Origin of the sequence: Shouchella xiaoxiensis, from assembly GCF_016907895.1 — a bacterium.
GTDB lineage: Bacteria > Bacillota > Bacilli > Bacillales > Bacillaceae_D > Shouchella > Shouchella xiaoxiensis.
This window is the reverse complement of sequence record NZ_JAFBCV010000008.1, coordinates 20,358-42,033: the sequence shown is the minus strand read 5'-3', so window position 1 is coordinate 42,033 and position 21,676 is coordinate 20,358. Positions and strand designations below refer to the sequence as shown.

The 21,676-nt window shown below is 43.6% G+C and carries 14 protein-coding genes; all 14 read left to right on the top strand.

Translation table 11 applies throughout. From position 1 onward, the window contains the following. The first annotated feature begins 23 nt into the window (after nt 1-23). The 14 genes from JOC54_RS12940 (at nt 24) to JOC54_RS12875 (ending at nt 21,637) form a co-directional block, all read left to right on the top strand. Nucleotides 24-1,838 (top strand): sensor histidine kinase, encoded by a 1,815-nt coding sequence (locus JOC54_RS12940; RefSeq protein WP_204466644.1) that lies wholly within the window; start codon nt 24-26, stop codon nt 1,836-1,838. Then, on the top strand, nt 1,813-3,378 hold the full coding sequence (locus tag JOC54_RS12935; RefSeq protein ID WP_204466643.1) for a response regulator transcription factor: 1,566 nt from the start codon (nt 1,813-1,815) through the stop codon (nt 3,376-3,378). The genes JOC54_RS12940 and JOC54_RS12935 overlap by 26 nt, the downstream gene beginning before the upstream one ends. A 99-nt stretch (nt 3,379-3,477) precedes the next feature. Beyond that, entirely contained in the window at nt 3,478-4,362 is an 885-nt protein-coding gene (locus JOC54_RS12930) for a carbohydrate ABC transporter permease (protein ID WP_437183544.1), read from the top strand. A 15-nt stretch (nt 4,363-4,377) separates the two neighbouring features. Beyond that, on the top strand, nt 4,378-5,268 hold the full coding sequence (locus JOC54_RS12925; protein ID WP_239586715.1) for a carbohydrate ABC transporter permease: 891 nt from the start codon (nt 4,378-4,380) through the stop codon (nt 5,266-5,268). A gap of 127 nt (nt 5,269-5,395) precedes the next feature. Further along, nucleotides 5,396-6,103: a FadR/GntR family transcriptional regulator gene (locus JOC54_RS12920; RefSeq protein ID WP_204466642.1), complete on the top strand. Its 708-nt coding sequence runs from the start codon at nt 5,396-5,398 to the stop codon at nt 6,101-6,103. Between the two features lie 52 nt (nt 6,104-6,155). After that, the gene (locus JOC54_RS12915; protein ID WP_204466641.1) at nt 6,156-7,409 is read left to right on the top strand and encodes an enolase C-terminal domain-like protein; all 1,254 of its coding nucleotides are present in this window, start codon (nt 6,156-6,158) and stop codon (nt 7,407-7,409) included. Nucleotides 7,410-7,429: 20 nt separating this feature from the next. Then, a complete protein-coding gene (locus JOC54_RS12910; RefSeq protein WP_204466640.1) occupies nt 7,430-8,443 on the top strand; it encodes a zinc-dependent alcohol dehydrogenase in 1,014 nt (337 codons plus the stop codon). Between the two features lie 10 nt (nt 8,444-8,453). After that, a complete protein-coding gene (locus JOC54_RS12905) occupies nt 8,454-9,215 on the top strand; it encodes an SDR family oxidoreductase (protein ID WP_204466639.1) in 762 nt (253 codons plus the stop codon). Nucleotides 9,216-9,297: 82 nt separating this feature from the next. Next, nucleotides 9,298-10,296 (top strand): C4-dicarboxylate TRAP transporter substrate-binding protein, encoded by a 999-nt coding sequence (locus JOC54_RS12900; RefSeq protein WP_204466638.1) that lies wholly within the window; start codon nt 9,298-9,300, stop codon nt 10,294-10,296. Next, on the top strand, nt 10,293-10,778 hold the full coding sequence (locus JOC54_RS12895; protein WP_204466637.1) for a TRAP transporter small permease: 486 nt from the start codon (nt 10,293-10,295) through the stop codon (nt 10,776-10,778). Before JOC54_RS12900 ends, JOC54_RS12895 begins: the two co-directional genes overlap by 4 nt. Then, the gene (locus JOC54_RS12890) at nt 10,775-12,058 is read left to right on the top strand and encodes a TRAP transporter large permease (protein ID WP_204466636.1); all 1,284 of its coding nucleotides are present in this window, start codon (nt 10,775-10,777) and stop codon (nt 12,056-12,058) included. The genes JOC54_RS12895 and JOC54_RS12890 overlap by 4 nt, the downstream gene beginning before the upstream one ends. 184 nt (nt 12,059-12,242) lie before the next feature. Beyond that, a complete protein-coding gene (locus JOC54_RS12885) occupies nt 12,243-12,836 on the top strand; it encodes a TetR/AcrR family transcriptional regulator (RefSeq protein ID WP_204466635.1) in 594 nt (197 codons plus the stop codon). Further along, the gene (locus JOC54_RS12880; protein WP_204466634.1) at nt 12,829-13,929 is read left to right on the top strand and encodes a DUF418 domain-containing protein; all 1,101 of its coding nucleotides are present in this window, start codon (nt 12,829-12,831) and stop codon (nt 13,927-13,929) included. The genes JOC54_RS12885 and JOC54_RS12880 overlap by 8 nt, the downstream gene beginning before the upstream one ends. Nucleotides 13,930-14,260: 331 nt before the next feature. Then, the gene (locus JOC54_RS12875) at nt 14,261-21,637 is read left to right on the top strand and encodes a CLIPPER-2 domain-containing protein (protein ID WP_367617806.1); all 7,377 of its coding nucleotides are present in this window, start codon (nt 14,261-14,263) and stop codon (nt 21,635-21,637) included. Nucleotides 21,638-21,676 lie beyond the last annotated feature (39 nt).

The window sequence follows — 21,676 nt, the reverse complement described above, 5'->3', positions numbered from 1 at the left end:
TTAAAAAAGGACTGTCGCTTACTATGAAGAAAAGGCTGTCGTTTCGTCACTGGAGCTTGCGCTGGAAATCGGTGTTTATCTTATTATCGCTTATTTTAATTCCAGCTCTCACCATTAGTCTTCTACTCTATTATCAATCAAATACGATTTTAGAAAATCAAGTTATTGAACGGACGGAACAGAATTTACGGCATATTGAATCGAATTTGCTTGGCGTGATGGAAGAGGTTGAGGAGCTTTCGAGCTACATTATTTATAGCGAAGAGTTCCGCCAATACATGACGCTTCCTGCGAACGGATCTGGTAGTGATCCTGAGGAGATGCAGCGGCTTCAGGATCATATTCGTGGCTTCTTCACGTTTCATTTAAACAATAAGCCTTATTTTAACTCGGCTCAGGTTGAGGGGCTTAACGGAACCCAACTTCATCTTGGCGAACGGGTAAGCGGGGACGAATCGGTTTGGGAAGAAATGGCGCGGAGGGAGCGAGGGCGGGTAGTCTGGACGAATCCGTATGTGTTGGAGCGTGGCGGTTGGACATCCGGCGATTACACGATGATTTCGCTTTTTCGCGTCATTAACAATCTTTACGATATTACGGAACCGATCGGACAAATAAACATTCGTTTAGATGAGCGGGAATTGTTTGCGCATATAACGAACCGGTATCTAAACCCTCATGATGAGATTATCTTGCTGCAAGGCGACGGGCAAGTGCTTACTCATCGTAATCAGCGCTTTGTGGGGGAACGGTATCCTATTAGAGACGTGATTGAACAGACGCAGGCGGGGGCACCTCTCTTTCAATATGAAGAAAACGGTGAAACTTATTATGCGGTTACTCGCCAAGTAGCTGGGACGGACCTGTCTCTTGTCTCAACGGTACGTGAAGAGTACATTCTTGATGAATTTAGCGGGGTTCGGACAACGATGCAGGTTATTATCGGAATCGCAGGCGCGATCGGACTGTTCGCAATTGCTGGCTTTATGGTAACGATTATCAAACCGATTACAGAGCTGACGCAGGAAACGAAGCGGTTAGAAGAAGGGGATTTCAGCGCGCAAGTGAAGGTGCGTTCACGAGATGAAATCGGTCAGCTAGGAACGCGCTTTAATCAGGCCGTTGCTCAGATTCAGCACTTAATCGAGACGAAGTATAAGCTCGAAATTCAGAATAAAGAGTCAGAGCTGAAGGCGCTCCAGAGTCAGATTAATCCCCACTTCTTGTACAACACACTGGACATGATTCGCTGGACGGCAAGGCTGGAGCAAGCCTTTGAGACGGGCAAGAGCATTGAGCATTTGTCGCGCTTATTCCGAATTAGCTTAAGCCAAGGCAAACTGTTGATTCCGCTTAAAGATGAATTAACTTATGTTCAAAGCTACTTGGAGCTGCACAAGCGCCGGCTCGCTGGCCAGCTAACCTATTCGATTCATCTGGAAGCCGGCTTGGAACAAAGAGAGATACTGAAGCTGATTTTGCAGCCGCTTGTCGAGAACAGCTTGCGCCATGGCTTTCAGGAATGGGATCAGGCAAATCGCATCGCCGTGCGCGCTTATCAAGAAGGGGCGTTCCTTGTGATTGATGTCCTTGATAATGGTAGCGGATTCACTGGCGAACTCGCTGCATTTAATCAAGCGCTGAACGAGCCAAGCCAGGACGGAGAGGGGTTTGCCTTACGCAATACCCATCAGCGCTTAAGGAAAACATTCGGAGAAAGCAGTGGACTCGAGGCATTGCAGACGAGTAGTGGCGCACATATCCGTGTGCGTATTCCTGAAAGACAATTGATTGAAAAGGAGGAAGCATCTTATGAAGATACGGATGTTAATCGTTGATGATGAACCGGTCATTTGCCAAGGACTCGCGCAAACGATTCCCTGGCATAGTCTTGGTGTTGAAGAAGTGGCAATTGCGTTTAATGGCAAGCAGGCGCTTAAAAAAATGGCGCAACAGCCCTTTGACTTGATTTTAACCGATATTTCGATGCCGGAAATGGATGGACTGGCGCTGGCGGAGTATGTCGTTCAAGCCTATCCAGATACGAAGATGATTATTATTAGCGGCTTTGATAACTTTCACTACGCGCGTCAGGCCTTGCGTCTCGGGATAGAAGATTATTTGCTTAAGCCGGTTAATGTCGATGAATTAATCGGGTTAGTCAAGAGCGTAACTGCAACGATCTTGGAACGAAAAGCGCAGCAAACGAGTGACGAAGAAGAAGCGGTTACGCAGCTGTTGCTCCATTCACTTTTTCAAACACCCCTTCCTAAACGCATCGAAGTAAAGCAAGCTCAGTGGTTTAGCGCATACCGCCTGCTAATTAGTGAAGTTGTGGGCTATTCCGCGCTGCAAGAATCGCTTTCAGCCGAGGCGTTTGCGCAGGTAGCGGAATCGGTCAAGTCTGCTGTAGAAGAAAGCTGTTCATCACATGGACTGAAGCATGTCTCCTTGTACGGCCATGAAAATGAGCTCATAACGCTCTGTTATAGCGATAATCCTGACGTGCTTTCCAACAAACAGCTGAGCAACGTCTGGCAAGACGCCATGAAGCAATCTCCTTACCCAATCCAAACGGTCGCTTCCTCCATCAGTGAGTCGTTTGCACATTGTCTAGTGGAGTACGAGCAGCTGCACCAGTTGATGGACGATGTGCGTGGGCAATCGGTGGGACTCACCTTCGAAGGTCCAGCAAGGGCGAGAGTGGCGATGTATCCGCTAGAGTTCGAAACGAAGCTAGTAGAAGCTGTGTTAACGAATGATGCAAGCAGCGTTGAAGCTTGTTTGCATCAGCTTATAAAGAGCTTAGCCTCAGACGGAGGTTCACTGAGCCAACTTGTCGATCTTTGCCGGAAGCTCGAACGGACATTTCAGCAAAAACTTCAAGAACGGCTGCCAAGTAAGTCTTTCCAGGAAATTGACCTGCGCTTGCAAAAAGACATCGATCTCCGGTGCTACAATACAACATCGGCGATTGAACAAATTTTCTTACGTGATCTAATCGATTTTCTTGGCGAGCTGAAGGAAGCGGACCACAGCAACTGGGTGATTGAAAACATCAAGCGCTACATTAAGAAGCATTACCAGCAAGACTTGCGCGCGGCGGAAGTAGCCGAGCAGCATTTTATCACGCCAAACTATTTCAGCATGTTGTTCAAGAAAGAAACAGGACAGAGCTTTTCCGAGTATTTAAATGGTTTACGCATTCAGAAATCATCGGAGCTCCTGCTGACGACGACTAATAAAGTATTTGAAATTGCCGAGTACGTTGGCTATAAGGAATACAAATACTTTGTACAAGTGTTTAAAAAGCAGCTCGGTTTGACGCCAACGCATTACCGACGCTTAAACGCAACGGAGGAAACGATGAAAAAGTAGATAGAATCGTAAAAATACGGATTTTTACGATTCGTAAGTCCTTTTACAATGAATGTAGAAAACGCTTCCAAAGAGAACTGTCGAAAGGATGTGATGCAGGTGCATCTGTTAAAGAGCCGTTGGAAAATCGCCCTCGGCGTGGCGCCAGCTTTGCTTGTTTACTGTATCTTCAGCATTATTCCGATCTTTATCTCGTTTTATTATTCGTTCATGTCATGGAACGGCTTTTCACCGATGGAGTTTGTCGGTCTAGCCAACTTCAAAGCAATCCTAAACGATTCCGTCTTTTGGTTATCGGTGCGAAACAACTTAATCGTTGTCGCCGCGTCTGTCTTCGGCCAAATACCGATTGCCTTAGTGCTCGCGCTCTTGCTTAACCGCAAGATTAAAGGCGCAAAGTTTTTCCGCACGATTGCCTTTCTCCCGGTTGTCATCTCAACCGTTGTCATCTCGCTGACATGGCGGATGATTTACAACGTCGAGCAAGGACTCTTGAACAATCTGTTAGACAATCTTGGCCTCAGCGCGCTGGCGCAAAACTGGCTCGGTAACCCTGATTATGCGATGTATGCCATTGCCGCCGTTATCATCTGGCAGTTTGTTGGCCTCTACTTCATTATCTTTCTTTCCGCGCTACAGACGGTGCCGAAAGAAATTCTAGAAGCAGCCGAACTCGACGGAGCAACGGAGTGGCAGAAAACCCGTTACGTCACGCTTCCATCAATCTGGGGAGTGATTATCGTTGCCGTCATCCTATGCATTAGCGGCAGTTTGAAAACATTCGACTTAATCTACGTTATGACGGGCGGAGGACCAGCCAATGCCACAGAAGTTATGGCTACATACATGTATACAGAAACATTCCAAGGACTCCGCTACGGCTACGGAAGCGCGATTTCTGTCTTAATCTTCGTCTTCAGTATCACGATTATTGTGCTTGCCAATCTGTTACTGAAAAAGCGAGGCAAAGCGAGAACGACTTAAAAGGAGGTTTGCACGATGGAAGTAAACAATCAACCAAGAACACCGATGCCACGAAAAGAAATCAATGAGAAAACCGCACGAATCAAAAAAATCACAAGGCGAACCTTCATTTACGTCATCTTAATTGCCTTTGCGATTGTTAATGCCTACCCGATCGTCTGGATGATTCTCAACTCATTCAAGTCCAGTCAGGAGTTTGCCTTAAACCCATTTGGCTTACCAACGGAATGGGTCTGGACGAACTATGTTGAGGCCTGGTTTACCGCCAATATTAATACGTACTTCTTTAACAGCGTCATCGTCGGCGGTGCCGCTGTTGTGCTCACCGTCCTATTCGGTGCGCTCGCCTCATATTTTCTCGCCCGCTTCCGCTTTAAAGGACAGAAGATACTGTATTCGTTTTTTATTCTAGGTCTTCTTGTGCCAATTCATGCGACGCTCGTGCCGATGTTTATCTTAATGCAAAATATTGGCTTACTCGATACGCGCTTGGCGCTAATTTTTCCCTATATCGCGTTCAACTTGTCGATCACCATTTTCCTATTAACGAACTTCATGCGCTCGTTTCCACAGGAGATTGAAGAATCGGCGGTGATGGACGGGGCAGGCGTCTTTAAGATCTTCTGGTCGATTATCTTGCCGATGACCCGCCCCGTGCTGGCAACGGTTATCATTATTAACTTCATTAACAACTGGAACGAATTCAGCTTCGCCCTCGTCCTCATCAATGACGACCTGTTAAGGACACTACCGCTCGGTCTCGCCAACTTTGCCGGACAGCACTCAACGAACTACACTGCGCAAATGGCCGCATTAACGATTGTGCTCGTGCCGACCATTCTGTTTTATTTATTTATGGAAAAGCAGATTGTCGAAGGGATGACGCAGGGGGCAGTGAAGGGGTAGGAGAAAGCCTCTTGTCCTATCAATTTTGGGCGAGGGGTTATTTTATTGAAATCGTTTACAAGAGTCTGGACATTTGCTATACTGACGTTATTAACTTGTAGGACATGTGACAAATGAGGATGAACAAATGACGTTTAATTCATATGAAAAAACCGATGTGGTAGCGTATGTGTTTGATCAATTAAAGAACCAGATTGTTTCTGGGGAATGGCCGCCGGGTTCTAAGCTCCCATCTGAGAGTAAGCTTGCTTCCATGTTCAATGTTAGCAGGGTAAGTGTTCGAAGTGCGATTCAACGGTTAAGAGATGTGCATGTCGTGGAAACGTTTCAAGGAAAAGGGTCTTTTATTGCGGAGCATGCGACAGCGATGCAGTTTACGAAACCGAAAATTATCTTGAATTTAAGCCAAAAAGAATTCATTGATATGATGGTGTTTCGTGAGACGATTGAGTACAAAACCTTAGCGCTTGCGTCTGAACATGCGGATGGAGATGATTTGCGAAAAATAGAGGAAGCGTTGCATGATATGACTGCACATATTGAAGATAAGGCGCTGTATTCGGAAGCAGATTATCGGTTTCATCTGGCCATTGCAAAAGCATCAAAGAATAAAGTTTTCTATGATACCTTTGTCTTAATGAAAGATTACTTTTATTCCTATTTGGAAGAGTTAAACAAGGGCATTGGCATTACAGAGGATAGTGTCGAGTCACACATTCAAATCTTTCAGGCTTTAAAAAAGAGAGATGCTAAGCGTGCTCAACGAGTACTGACGGATGCGATGAAACGAAACATCGCGATTATAAAAACATTCGGCCATTGGAGTGAAGAATAAATGGCCATTGCTTTCATCAAAAGTTGTAGGACGACTGACAGGAGGAATCGAAATGGGTGAATTACGGATTCGCGACGTAAACGTTTTTTTGACGGCACCAAACGGGATTGACTTAGTTGTTGTAAAAATTGAAACAAGTGATCCAGACATTTATGGTTTGGGGTGTGCGACGTTTACACAGCGAGTGTTTGCAGTTAAAGCGGCAATTGAAGATTATTTGAAACCTTTCTTGATCGGTAAAGATCCAGCAAGAATTGAGGACATTTGGCAATCAGCAAGCGTGAGCGGATACTGGCGCAGTGGGCCGATTATGAATAATGCGTTGTCTGGCATAGACATGGCACTGTGGGATATAAAGGGTAAGGTAGCTAATCTACCTGTATATGAGTTACTAGGAGGAAAGTGCAGGGAGGGCATTCCCTTGTATCGACATGCTGACGGTGCAGATGAGCACGAAGTGGAAGAGAATGTTCGCAAACTGATGGAGGATGGATATCAGTATATTCGCTGCCAGATGGGCATGTATGGAGGCAGCGGCACGACTGATACCAAATTAATTAATACGATTTATGAGAAATCAAAGAAAGTATCACCAAAAGCATCTCCGATCGGCGCATTACCAGGCGTTTATTTTGACCCTGAAGCTTATTCAAAAAGTATCGTTGGCTTGTTTGAACATTTACGTCACACCATAGGCTGGGGAGTTGAATTCATTCATGATATTCATGAGCGCTTGGCGCCAATAGAGGCGGTGCGTCTGGCAAAAAATCTCGAACCTTATCAGCTCTATTATTTGGAGGACCCTGTTTCGCCTGAGAATTTGGATTGGTTGCAGATGATGCGTCAACAGACAGCCACTCCCATTGCAATGGGCGAATTGTTCACTCATGTAAATGAATGGAAGCCATTAATTACAACTAAATTAATCGACTTTATTCGTTGCCATGTTAGTACAGTAGGTGGAATTACACCGGCAAGAAAAATTGCGATCTTGAGCGAATTAAATGGCGTTCGCACAGCTTGGCATGGACCGGGAGACATTTCACCAATTGGAGTTGCGGCCAACCTCCATCTCGATTACGCTTCACCGAACTTTGGTATCCAGGAATGGACCGTACTGACAGAGGAATTACATAATGTATTCCCAGGAGCACCAACGGTTGAGAAAGGCTACGCTTATGCAAATGATCGACCAGGGCTTGGTGTTGATTTTAACGAAGAATTAGCTAAGAAATATCCAGTTAATGGAGAGATTCCCCAATGGACGTTAGCGAGAACACCTGATGGGACAGCGGTTAAACCATAATGAAAAAAGGAAGTGTTCTGATGAAAGTGGGCATCTATGAAGCTCCTGAAACCGTATCATGTCAACAAAGAGAGATACCCACCTTACATGAAGGAGAAGCGCTCATTCGTGTCTCTTATGCAGGTATTTGTGGTACTGATATGATGATTTATTCTGGAAAGCACCCTAGAGCGAAGGCTCCACTCATTCTAGGACATGAGTTCGCAGGGACAATTGAGTCCATTCAAGATAAAGCATCTACCTTTAAAGCCGGTGAGAGAGTTGTCATTGAACCGTTGATTACTTGTGGGACGTGTAAACCATGTCAAAGGGGGGATCAGCATGTTTGTTCCTCTTTGCGCTATATCGGCATTGATCGTGACGGAGGATTTGCAGAGTTCGTCACAGTGCCAACCGGTCGGTTACGTCGCGTTCCAGATGAAATCAGTGATCAGGAAGCAGCCATGATTGAACCGCTTGCAGTAGCGATCCATACGGTCAAAAAATCGAGTATTCAGGTGGGGGATACGGTTGCCATTTTGGGTGCCGGTCCAATTGGATTACTAATTGGATTAATTGCTCAGCAAGCAGGGGCCAGCGCCATTTATATCTCTGATATGAGCGCTTATCGTTTACAAGTCGCTCAAAGTATGGGGTTTCAGGCAGTACACGCAGGCGAAGCGGACATTGTTGAGGTTGTGAAGCAGGAAACAAATGGGGAAGGAGCAGATGTCGTATTTGAAGTTGCTGGGAGTCAGATAACAGCAAATCAAATGATAGATGCGATTAAGACGCAAGGGGAAATGGTGGTTGTGAGTGTCTATAAGACAGCACCTACAATTGATTTGGCCAAAATGCATTTTCGTGAATTATCGATTCGTACAACACGTTGCTTTAGCGAGGATGATTTTGTAAAAGCGATTCGGATGCTAAAGCATAAGCAAGTTAATGTCATGCCACTAATCTCACATGTTTTATCTTTGGACCATATAGAAGATGCGTTTAACCATATGAACAACCCGAATAGCTCATTAAAGGTTCTCGTGCATCCTTAAACGGAGGGAAATGATACGTATGTTTCAATTAGAAAAAGGAAGAGTAGTCGCTATTACTGGCGCAACAAGAGGAATTGGTCGAGCAATTGCGCTCGGTTTTGCGGAAGCTGGGGCCACCATAGCTTTGTTACAAAGAGATCCGACGAATACTACGATAAAAGACGAAGTGGAAGCCTTAGGCGTGCGTTGTGAGATTATTCCTTGTGACCTAATAGACCATGAACAGGTTAAGGCAGCGGTTCCTGAAGTTATTCGACAGTTAGGATCAATTGACATTCTAGTCAACAATGGTGGAATTCAACGTCGGTCTCCAGCAGTTGACTTCTCTGAAGAAGATTGGAACGATGTGCTACAGGTAAATTTAACGGCGGTATGGACGTTGTGCCAACAAGCCGGAAAATACATGGTTCCGAAAAAAAGTGGAAAAATCATTAACATTGCTTCACTTGTTTCGTTCCAAGGTGGAATTACCGTACCTGCATACACAGCTGCTAAAGGGGCTGTCGGTCAGTTAACAAAAGCGCTTGCGAATGAGTGGGCTTCTCATCATGTGAATGTAAATGCGATTGTTCCCGGTTATATTGACACGGAGATGAATACCGCACTTATAAATGATGAAACGAGAAGCCGACAGATTTTAGAACGAATCCCTGCTGATCGGTGGGGCACACCGAGTGACTTTGTAGGACCTGCGTTATTCTTAGCTTCTGACGCATCCAACTATGTTCACGGGCACTTACTCGCGGTAGATGGTGGCTGGTTAGGGAGATAAGCGATAGTGGGCAGTAGAAGTGCTGCCATTCGTTTTCCACTCATTGAAAGCGCTTTATAAGTTGTGAAGAGGGGGGATTATCATGAAATGGCGTAGTTTCATTACGTTAAGTACTGTAATTGTATTCATGACCGCATGTTCAACTCATGCGTCTGAAGAAGATGAGGCTATCTATGAATTACGATTAGGAATCACTCAAAATGCGGATAACGCTGAGTATAAAGGAATTCTTCAATTTAAAGAAGCTGTTGAAGACCGTACGAATAATCGCTTAAAAGTAGAAACCTATCATAGTGGGCAACTAGCAAGCGTGCCTGATCTAGTCGAACAAGCATCAGTGGGAGCAGCGGTTGGGACGATTAGTGATGCGGCAATGCTCGGTGATATGAAGCATGAATTCTATATGTTGCAATCACCGTACCTGTTTGAAGATAGAGAAGAAATTGAAGAGCTCATTCATTCTTCGCTATTTCATCAGTGGACTGAAGAGTTTGCAGGTCAAGGATTGCGGGTCTTATCGTTCAACTATTTCTTAGGAGAGCGAAATTTGGCTACGGTAAATCCAATCTTGAATGCAGAGGACGTACGGGGAAATGTCATTCGAACCAATGGCTCACAAATCGTTAACGCTGGGATGGAGGCAATGGGTGCTTCGCCAAGCGGAATGCCATGGACAGAAGCTTATCCTGGATTGCAGCAAGGTGTTATTGATGGGGTAGAGGCGCATCATCTGGCCATTTATGAATCTAGTTTATATGAAGTGATTAATCACATTGCTAAGACCAATCATTATTCGTTGACATCCGCTCTAGTTGTGAGTGAAAAATGGTTCGCTCAATTACCGGAAGACATTCAAGTAATTGTCACTGAAGAAGCCATTAAATCAGGGGAACATGCTTCAGAATTGGCTCAACAAACCGCAGAGGAATATGAAGAAGCGATGAAAGCCTATGGAATTGAGTTCCATGAGATCGATACGGAACCATTTAGAGAGAACGTTCAACCAATCTATGAACGATTAGGATTAAGGGACACCGTTCGACAGGTAGAGTCTGTTTTAGCGGAGGAGGGTAGCGAATGACTGTATTCTTAAAGCTTGAACATGCGCTTACAAGTCTGTTGCTTTTTTCACTCGTTGGCGTCGTTTTTATGGAAGTGGTGCTTCGTGCTTTTTCCTCACCTACAACGTGGTCGGTCGGTATTGCACAATTGCTTTTTATATGGTTAATTTTTCTCGGTGCAAATCAAGCGCTACGGGAAGATGCTCATATCGGCGTTGATGTGCTTACATCTCTTTTTCCAAGAAGGGTTCAGCAAGTCATTCAATGCATCATGTATGTGCTTATGGTCGTATTCCTAGTCGCTTTAATCGTATTTGGAATAATGATGGTTTATTTTAACACTGGACGGATTATTGGTGGTACTTCTATCGGTTATTATTTCATTACATTATCGATCCCTATAGGCGCTTTCTTAATGCTTATTACTGCCGTTCATAAAGTGATCGTTCAGTTCCGGTCCATCCGTCATGAACGTGTGAATGAGACTGGAGGTACAAAATGATTTGGGTGACAATCCTATTCTTTACGCTATTGTTTCTTAACATGCCGATCGCCTTTGCAATTGGAATTTCTGGCCTTGTATTTTTTCTGATCACGCCTGATCTACCAGCATTCCTAGTTGTTCAACAGATGGCAACGGGGACGCAGTCGTTTCCACTATTAGCAATTCCATTCTTCGTCTTGGCAGGACATATATTAAATGCATCTGGGATTACATCCAGACTTCTCAATTTTGCCAATCTATTAACTAGAAGCATGGTTGGTGGCTTGGCTCATGCTTCTGTCGCCTTAACGACAATGATGGGGGGGATTTCTGGTTCATCAACAGCAGATGCGGCGATGCAAAGCCGCATCTTAACGAATGACATGTTAGCCAGGGGGTATTCAAAAGGGTTTTCGGTCGGAATTATTTCTGTTAGTTCATTAATAACGATTACGTTACCGCCTAGCATTGGCTTAATTTTATATGGTTTTATTGGTGGCGTCTCCATCAGTAAGTTATTTTTAGCGGGCATTATACCTGGCTTATTAATGGCGACGATCCTTATGCTTACCGTTTACATTGTTGCCAAGAAAAACGGATATGATCAAGATAAGACGTATGAAAAGCCGAGTTTCAGAGAAGTAATGAACGGGTTGAAAAACTGCATTTGGGCACTGCTATTTCCAATTATTCTTATTGTCGGTATCCGATTTGGTATTTTCTCTGCATCCGAAGGTGGGGCAGTCGCAGTTGTTTACGCCATCCTCGTTGGGTTTTTTATTTATCGAGAACTGACTTTCGCCAAGCTGAAATTATCGTTGAAAGATGCGGTAACGGACACGGCTATGATTATGCTGATCATTGCAACTGCGGGTATCTTAGGCTATATTTTCGCCTATGAAAACCTACCAAATTCAGCATCTGCGTTTATTACGGGAATTACCGAACATCCGATGCTTCTTCTGTTTATTATCTTAGCGTTTGTATTTGTCGTCGGATTGTTTATGGAAGCAACAGCGGTCATGTTGTTAATGACCCCCTTGTTTTTACCAATCGTAACAGGGATGGGTTATGATCCGGTTGCTTTCGGTATTGTTATGGTTATTCTTGTGACCATGGGAGGGATGACGCCGCCAGTAGGTGTAACAATGTTTGCGGTGAGTTCGATTACAAAAACACCAATTGCCGAATATACGAGAGGGGCATTACCGTTTTTAGGAGCTGTTATTGTTCTGATCATTATACTTGCTCTTTTCCCTGAGATCAGCTTGTTTTTGCCGAATCTGTTGCTTGATTAAATGGCATTGAGAGCGGGATTCTCTACTCTTCGCCAAGCAAAAGAAATGATGAAGGGGAATGAAAACCCTTATTTTCTCCCGTACTAAACGAGAGGAAATAAGGGTTTTTTAAGTTTTGGTTGCAATTAGAAAAGTATGGAGTATAATTTACTTACCGGTAAGTAAATAAAAGGAGGAAACAAGTATGCGTAATAAAGAAGAAACGCTTAGGCAAATTATGCAAGCGGCTTATGAGACGTTTGCCGAGAAAGGGTTTCATCAAACTAGTTTAACCAGTATTGCTCAACAAGTTGGCATCTCGAAGCCAGCGATTTATTATTACTTCAAATCAAAAGACGAGTTAATTAAGTCACTGTTTGAAGAAGTATCGCAAGAAATTCATACGATTACATCAGTATATCCAGCGGACATTTCAAGAGAAAATATAAAACAATGCTTTTATGCGATTGGTGAGAATGCGATTAAGCGGCAAGTAAAGGAACCGCATTTTAATCAATTGTTTAATCAGTACATTTTGCTTTCGTCACAAGATACGTATTATGCGGAGCACCTTGCGACCATTCAGCAAAATTACTTTGATACATTCTATTCTTTTTTTCAACATGCTGTAGATCGTGGGGTCATTAAAGATGAGAATGCTTTAATCAAGTCTCAATTACTGGCTTTAGTGTTTGATAACATTACTAATTTCATCTTAACCAACGTCACGTTAGATTATGAAGCCATATGGCGAGAAGCGGTAGATAGTGTTCTAAGTGGAATCGTGATTCATGAATAATAATCGAATGGAAGGGTTAGACCTGGCTCGAGCACTTGCGATGTTTGGAATGATTCTTGTTAACTTCATGATTGTGACCGGTGCCAAAGGAAACGGTCACCCGTTGTTAGTCGGGTTCACCAATTTATTTGAAGGAAGGGCAGCGGCGACATTTGTCACTCTAGCTGGAATCGGCATCGCCTTAATGACGAGAAAAGCACGAGTATCTCGCGATAAGAACTTGGTTAGAAGTGTCCAAACCTCGTTATGGAAAAGGTCGGTATTCTTGTTCATCCTCGGACTCCTATTGTATATGGGGGGCTGGACAGGCGACATTTTACATTATTATGGGGTTTATATGGCAATCGCAGCTGTGTTGATTCTCGCAACAAAGAAGAAAATTATTTTCACCACCGTATCCATTGTCCTGATTGCCCAGGTTTATCAAATGGTCTTCTCGTACATGAGCGGCTGGAGTTCGACTAAGCCTTTTCTAGAATACCTTGATTTTTGGACAGTGACTGGTTTCTTTAGAAACTTGTTGTTCAATGGACATCATCCCGTTTTTCCATGGATCTGTTTTCTACTAATCGGAATGGTGGTAGGTAGATTAGATTTGGTCAATCATGGAGTAAGAAAAGCCATCATGATTGTAAGCTTATTAACGCTCACCGTAACGGAACTTCTATCAAGAGTACTCATAGACTTGTTGTCTAATTCCATCATTACAATTGAGCGAGCAACGTTTTTATTTAATACAAATGCGTATCCTCCAAATGGATTGTACATCCTCTCAAACACGTCATCAGCGCTACTCGTTATCCTGTTATCCATATACGTTGCCGAGAAATTCAACCAAGCAAAACTCATTCGCTCACTGATTTATACAGGGCAGCTCGCCTTAACGCATTACATTAGTCATGTAGCTGTTGGGATTGGATTACTTGTAATCTTAGACCGGGTTATTCTATTTAATGGGTTCGAGCCTCAACCCCTTTCCTTTACATTTATGTATGTTTGTATGTACTTTACAGGCAGTATTCTTTTCTCCGTTTTATGGCGATTGCGATTTAAACGAGGACCGGTAGAATGGGTTATGCGTAAGTGTACGTAGGAGTGAAGGCAATTAAATTACCCTTTTTACCTTAAGAGTGATAGCTTATCTAAGCGAAAGCAAATAAACAATCATATACAAGATACGTCCAACCGATTTGTTTGGAGGAGTGCCACTTAGAAGAAATCTAAGTGGCATTTTTAATGGATTAACAATAGCATTTTCAAACACAAATAAATAATATTCGACAGAGAAAAAATAGAATATTGTTTAAGTTTGTCAAATGATTTGTTACGCTTGTATTACAATAACGCTTGGAAACTGTAATATTCTATTTCTTCATTTTCAGTTATTGTAAACATCAGATTAGGAGGATTGTATATTGAATATTGTGCAAAGAAGTACGAAAAGTATCTATTTAAAACTGTTTGCCGTTTTTTTAATTGTTTTTTCTAGTATTCTACCTCATTTTTCAATGAGTATCGCTAGTGCAAATGAATTATTCGAGGAAACGATTTTAGAAGATGGCACTGGTGCTGTTCGTAATGAGGTCAGTTCGAGAGAATACGATCGCGCACGCATTGATAAACGTGCAAGCAGTACGGGGAATCCAGGTGAATATTTTGTTGACCTAACCATTGAGGGGAAATCAGCACAATACTTAGAAACAACCGACATTGTGTTGGTATATGATAATTCAAATAGTATGCTTGGGAACCGAGCGAGGGTCTCTCAAGAAGCAACGACTAATTTTGTGAACAATATGCTGGAGTCAGAAGCGAATGTTTCAGAAAATTTCAGAATGGGACTGATTACATACGGTACCGTTGTTCTTGATGGTAGAACGAATCCAGTTTATAACAACATTGGAACGAGTAATCTATCATTTAAAGATTTATCGCCAAATGCTTCAGATTTTGTGGGTTTGTTACCTAGGACTGTTCCTAGTGAGAGAAGTGAAGGTGGGAGTAATGGGGGTACGTTCACAGAACAAGGGCTAGAAGAAGCAGGGCGTATTTTACAAAATAGCAATGCGGATAATAAAGTAATTATAACAATTACTGATGGTGTGCCTACTTTAAGTTACGATAACGGACAGATTGTAGGAAATGGAACAAATTATCTTTACAATAATAACACGAGAAACCACGGTGAAGGTACGTTGCGCACGGCTAATCAATTAAAAGAAATGTATGATCTTTACACGATCGCAATTGAATTACAAGCTGGTCAAAATGCTACACTAGAACAAGCCAGAAATCTAATGATTGATTTATCGTCTTCACCAGACCAAGCCTACTTTGCTGATACGGTTAGTGAGCTAGAAGCTCATTTGAATGAGATTGCACGTAATTTAAGCGCTTCCGTCGTTAACGGATCAATTACTGATCCAATGGGAGACATGTTTAATCTCAAAAGGTTAGGTGAGGGATTTTCACCAGCATCAGATGATCAGCTGACGGATGGCGATTATTATCTAAATGCAAATAATGATTCATTATTAACTGATGTGACCGTAAATACAGATGGTGATCAGATTCGCGTGGAAGGATTGAACTTAAATGAAGGCGACATAGTTAATCTACGTTATAAAGTTCAGTTAGACACGGAGAATGAACAATTTGAATCGAACACATATTACAATACGAATGGAACAACTACGCTTCAACCTAGGCAAAGTCAACCAGATGACTTATATGAGTTTCCGATGCCAGCAGCTTCGGCTCCATCTATTAGTCTATCAGGTGAAAAGTTCTGGGATGATAACGGATTGACTCAGTTTAGGCCTGACGAAGTAACTATTGAATTATGGAGAAACGCTTCTGCTGATGAAGTGTTTGTCAACAATCAAGTGGTCCAATCAGATAGTGAAGGTACGTGGGCTTACACATTTGATGATTTAATACTATATGATAGCTCAGGTAATTACGTAGATTATTTTGTCAGAGAAGCTCAATTAGATGGCTATGAAGCGGTCTATGATGAGGACTCTTATGATATGACAAATGTTCTCATTGAAAATCCAAGTATAGGGTTGGAAAAAGAAGCAAATCGTGATGATTTAGTGGTGGGCGAAGACATCTTGTATACGTTTACCATTGAGAACTCAGGCAATACGGTTTTAAATGATGTAATTTTAGTCGATGAATTAGAAAATATTAGTACGATTCGCTACTTGACGTTGAATGGAGAGCCAATAAATGCTGAGGATGCGATTATACTCCAGCCGGGTGATATATTAGTAGCGGAAGCCGACTATACGATCACACAAGATAATCTGGATCAAGGTCAATTATTTAATGAAGCGATCGTAAGAGCCGAATCACCGAGTGGAGAAGAGGTGACAGACGAGGATGACGTTGCTGTTCCACAAGAGTTAATTGGAAACATCACCCTCACCAAAACTAGTGGTGTAGAACAAATTACTGAAGTAGGTCAGGAAGTTGTTTATACATTCGATGTTGAAAATACGGGGAATGTCACCCTTTTTAACGTTGAAGTAGACGACCCAATGCTCGGGGAGTCTATTGAATTAGCAGAGACAAAGCTTGCGCCAGGCGAAATAACAACTGGCACGGCAATTTACATTGCAACACAGGAAGACTTAGATAATGGTGGTGTAACCAATACCGCTGTTGCAACAGGAGACATGCCTGATGGCACACCTGTTGAGGATGAGGATCAAGATGAACTCCCCTCAGATCAAGATCCTTCTATTACTCTTACAAAAGAAGCCGATCGCGATGACTTAGTAGTAGGTGAAGAGATCGAGTATACGTTCACCTTTGAAAATACAGGGAATGTTACTTTGTATAATGTGGTTTTAACAGATGAACTTGAAAACATTAGTAACATCGAGTATGTGTCATTGAACGGAGAAGAAATTGAAGAGCAAGATTCATTAACCTTGGCAAGGGGCGATGTAGTCGTTGCAAAAGCAACTTATACAATCACTCAAGCAGATGTTGACCAAGGTCAAGTTGTCAATGAGGCCACCGTAACAGGGACAACGGTAACTGACCAAGTCGTAACGGATGAAGACAGTGCGGTTGTATTCCAAGATTCTGCTCCTGGGATAGAGTTGGTAAAATCAAGCGATATAGAGTTGATTACAGAGGTTGGCCAAGTAATCGTCTATACATTTGAAATTGAAAACACTGGGAATGTCACGTTAGATAATGTTCTGGTTAACGATCCGATGTTAGACGAAGTGATTGAGCTGGAGTCAACTACGTTGGCACCTGGTGACAGAACGTCCGGTACGCTGGAATATGTTATAACACAAACGGATATGGATAATGGTGGGATTTTAAATGTCGCTACAGCAAGCGGTGATACGCCAGGAGGCCCACCAGTGGAAGGTGAAGATCAAGATGAGGTCCCTGCAACGCAAATACCAGCGGTTCAACTGATTAAAGATACGGATCGCGAAGATCTAATTGCCGGGGAAGTCATTGATTACACGTTTACAGTTGAAAACACAGGAAACGTAACGTTACAAGGAATTGCATTAGTGGATTCACTCGAAGGAATTAGTGAGATACGCTATGTAACTCTAAATGGCGAAGAGATTAGTGAGGAAGAAACCGTTGTTTTGGCTCCGGGGGATATTCTTATAGCTGAAGCGACGTATACGATTACCCAAGCGGATGTCGATCGTGGTGAGGTATTTAATGAAGCGACAGTCGTTGGGAACACGACAAGTGGTGAAGAGGTTACTGATGAAGATGACGTAACTGTTAACCAAGAACCTTTTGGAGGCATTCAGCTTGTAAAGACAAGTGATCGTGAAGTAATTGACGAAGTCGGACAAGCAGTTGTGTATACATTTGAAGTGGAAAACACAGGAAATATGACACTAACCAATATTGAACTCAATGACCCTATGTTAGGTGGAGCGATTGAACTTGAATCAACCACACTTGCTCCAGGTGAGTCTACAATTGGGACGTCTGTGTACATTGTCTCTGTCGATGATATGAATACCGGGGGCGTCACAAATGTCGCGACTGTTGTGGGGACTGCACCTGATGAAACGCCAGTTGAGGATGAGGATTCAGACGAATTACCAGCTGACCAAGTCCCAGAAATTGAACTAACGAAAACAGCAAATCGAGATAATCTTGTAGCTGGCGAAGACATTGTTTATACGTTCACCGTGGAAAACATAGGGAATGTTTCGTTAACAGATGTTTTGATAACGGATGAATTAGAAGATATTAGTGACATTCAATACTTTGCTTTAAACGGAGAAGTCTTTAAAGTAGATGGTCCAATCACCCTTGAACCAGGAGATGTCCTCGAAGCGAGTGCAACGTATACTATTACACAAGCCGATGTTGATCGTGGTGAAGTTGTGAACGTTGCAAATGTAGTAGGGAGTTCTCCTTCTGAAGAGGAAGTGACGGATGAGGATGAAGTCACTGTTCCTCAAGATCCAGAACCAGGAATTAACCTAGTGAAATCAAGCGATGTCGACTCTATTAATGAAGTCGGTACTGAGATTACCTACACTTTTGAAATGGAGAACACGGGAAATGTGACTTTGCTTGATATCAAGGTCAATGACCCAATGCTTGGTGGATTAATTGAATTAGAAGAAACGAAGCTTGCACCAGGTGAAAAAACTATAGGAACCGTTGTTTATACTGTTACTCAACAGGATGTGAACAATGGAACCATTATTAACCAAGCAAGTACTGAGGGAACAACACCTGGTGGTTCAGTGATCATTGACGACGATGAAGATGAAGTTCCAGTTGAACAGAGTGTGTCAATTGACTTAGAAAAAGAAGCGGATCGCGAGAACTTGATCGTCGGAGAAGCGATTACGTATACATTCACTGTCGAAAATAGCGGAAACGTCACGTTGACCGATGTGGTTCTGACCGATGAATTGGAAAACATCAGCGAGATTCGTTACGTTACATTAAATGGTGACGCAATTGAAGAAGAGGAAGCGATCACGCTTGAGCCAGGCGACATCTTAATCGCCGAAGCGACGTATACGATTACCCAAGCGGATGTCGATCGTGGAGACGTGTTTAATGAAGCAACCGTAATCGGATTGTCGCCATCGGATGAAGAAGTAACGGATGAAGATGACGCGACCGTCAACCAAGAGCGTGAACCGAACCTGTCCTTGACGAAAACAAGTGATCGTGAGATCGCCGAAGAAGTCGGACAAGAAGTGACGTACACGTTTGTTGTGGAGAATATTGGGAACGTCACGTTGACAGGTATTAACGTGGATGACCCGATGCTTGGCGGAGCGATTACACTTGAATCCACAACGCTCGCGCCAGGAGAAACAACGACAGGAACGGCAACTTATCTAGTTACCCAGGAAGATCTTAATAACGGGACGATCTTGAACATCGCTACAGCGACAGGCGACGGTCCAGACGGTACGCCAGTTGAAAGCGAAGATGAAGACGAAATTCCAACGACACAAGCGCCAAAAATCGCTCTGATTAAAGGAGCTGATCGTGATGATTTGGTTGTTGGCGAAGACATCACGTATACATTTACAGCACAGAACGTTGGCAATGTGACGTTGTACGATGTCTCACTATCCGATGAACTCGAGAACCTGAGTGAGATTGAGTATGTGACGCTCAATGGTAAAGCGCTTGAAGATGCTGAGTCGATTACGCTTGAACCAGGCAGCGTATTAGTAGCGCAAGCCACATACACGATTACGCAAGCCGATGTGGATCGCGGGTACGTGTTCAATGAAGCAACGGTAATCGGTGAAAGCCAACTCGACGAATCTGTGACCGATACAGACGATGTTACGGTGAATGAAGATCCTGCCGGAAGCATTGCTTTGACGAAAACAAGTAACGCGGAAACCATCAATCAAGCTGGCCAAGAAATCACGTATACCTTTGAGGTCGAGAACACAGGAAATGTGACGGTTACCGCGATTGAAGTGGTAGACCCGATGTTAGGTGGAGCGATTGAACTCAAAACAACAACGCTTGCGCCAGGAGAGACAACGACTGGAACCGCTGTTTATGTGGTAAAACAAAGCGACTTAAACAACAGAGTTCTAACAAATGTGGCTGTCACGACTGGAAGTACGCCGGACGAAAGCTCAGTCAAAGATACCGATGACGATGAGGTGCCGGTTGTACAAGACCCTAAAATCGAGCTAACAAAAGAAGCGGATCGCGAGAATTTGATCGTCGGAGAAGCGATTACGTATACATTCACTGTCGAAAATAGCGGAAACGTCACGTTGACCGATGTGGTTCTGACCGATGAATTGGAAAACATCAGCGAGATTCGTTACGTTACATTAAATGGTGACGCAATTGAAGAAGAGGAAGCGATCACGCTTGAGCCAGGCGACGTCTTAATCGCCGAAGCGACGTACACGATTACGCAAGCAGATGTCGATCGTGGAGACGTGTTTAATGAAGCAACCGTAATCGGATTGTCGCCATCGGATGAAGAAGTAACGGATAAAGATGACGCGACCGTTAACCAAGAACGTGAACCGAACCTGTCCTTGACAAAAACAAGTGATCGTGAGATCGCCGAAGAAGTCGGACAAGAAATAACGTACACGTTTGAAGTCAAGAATACTGGGAACGTCACGTTAACGAATGTCGTTGTCGATGACCCAATGCTTGGCGAAGCGATTACGCTAGAATTTACAACGCTCGCGCCAGGAGAAACAACGACAGGAACGGCAACTTATCTGGTCACCCAGGAAGATCTCAATAACGGTACGATCCTGAACATCGCTACAGCGACAGGCGACGGTCCAGACGGTACGCCAGTCGAAAGCGAAGATAAAGACGAAATCCCATCGACACAAGCGCCAGAAATCGCTCTGATTAAAGGAGCCGACCGTGATGATTTGGTTGTTGGCGAAGACATCACATATACGTTTACAGCACAGAACGTTGGCAATGTGACGTTGTACGATGTCTCACTATCCGATGAACTTGAGAACCTGAGTGAGATCGACTATTTAACGGTAAATAATGAGTTACTAGAAGGCGTAGATTCAATCACGCTTGAACGAGGAAGCGTACTGGTAGCGCAAGCCACATACACGATTACGCAAGACGATGTGGATCGCGGGTACGTGTTCAATGAGGCAACGGTAATTGGCGAGAGCCAACTCGGCGAAAACGTGACCGATACAGACGATGTTACGGTGAATGAAGATCCTGCCGGAAGCATTGCTTTGACGAAAACAAGTGACCGGGAAACGATTAGCCAAGCTGGGGACGAAGTGAAGTACACGTTCGTTGTGGAGAACACGGGGAACGTGACGTTAACGGATGTCGCTGTCGATGATCCGATGTTAGGTGGAGCGATTGAACTCGAAACGACGACGCTTGCGCCAGGAGAGACAACGACTGGAACCGTCGTTTATGTGGTGACGCAGAGTGATACGAATCAAGATGGATTGGCAAATATCGCTTCTGTGATTGGTCATACACCAGAAGGAACGGTCGTGAAAGACTACGATGAGGATTGGATTCCAAATGAAATCCTTCATCCGACTGATCCGGGCAAAGATCCTGAAGAGGGTGGAAAGAAACCAGACGAAGGCATCAAGGATATTCACTATCCGAAAGATCCTACCCCTCCTAAAGAAACAGGAAGTAAAAGTCCAGATGGAAAAGATACGTTAGTGCAGACGGCAAACAATCTGTATGCAATTGCGCTAGCCGGATTGCTTTTACTGGTGAGCGGTATGGCATTACTATGGATTAGCAGAAAAAGAAAAAAGAATACGGTATAATAAGGAGTGCCACTTAGAAGAAATCTAAGTGGCATTCTC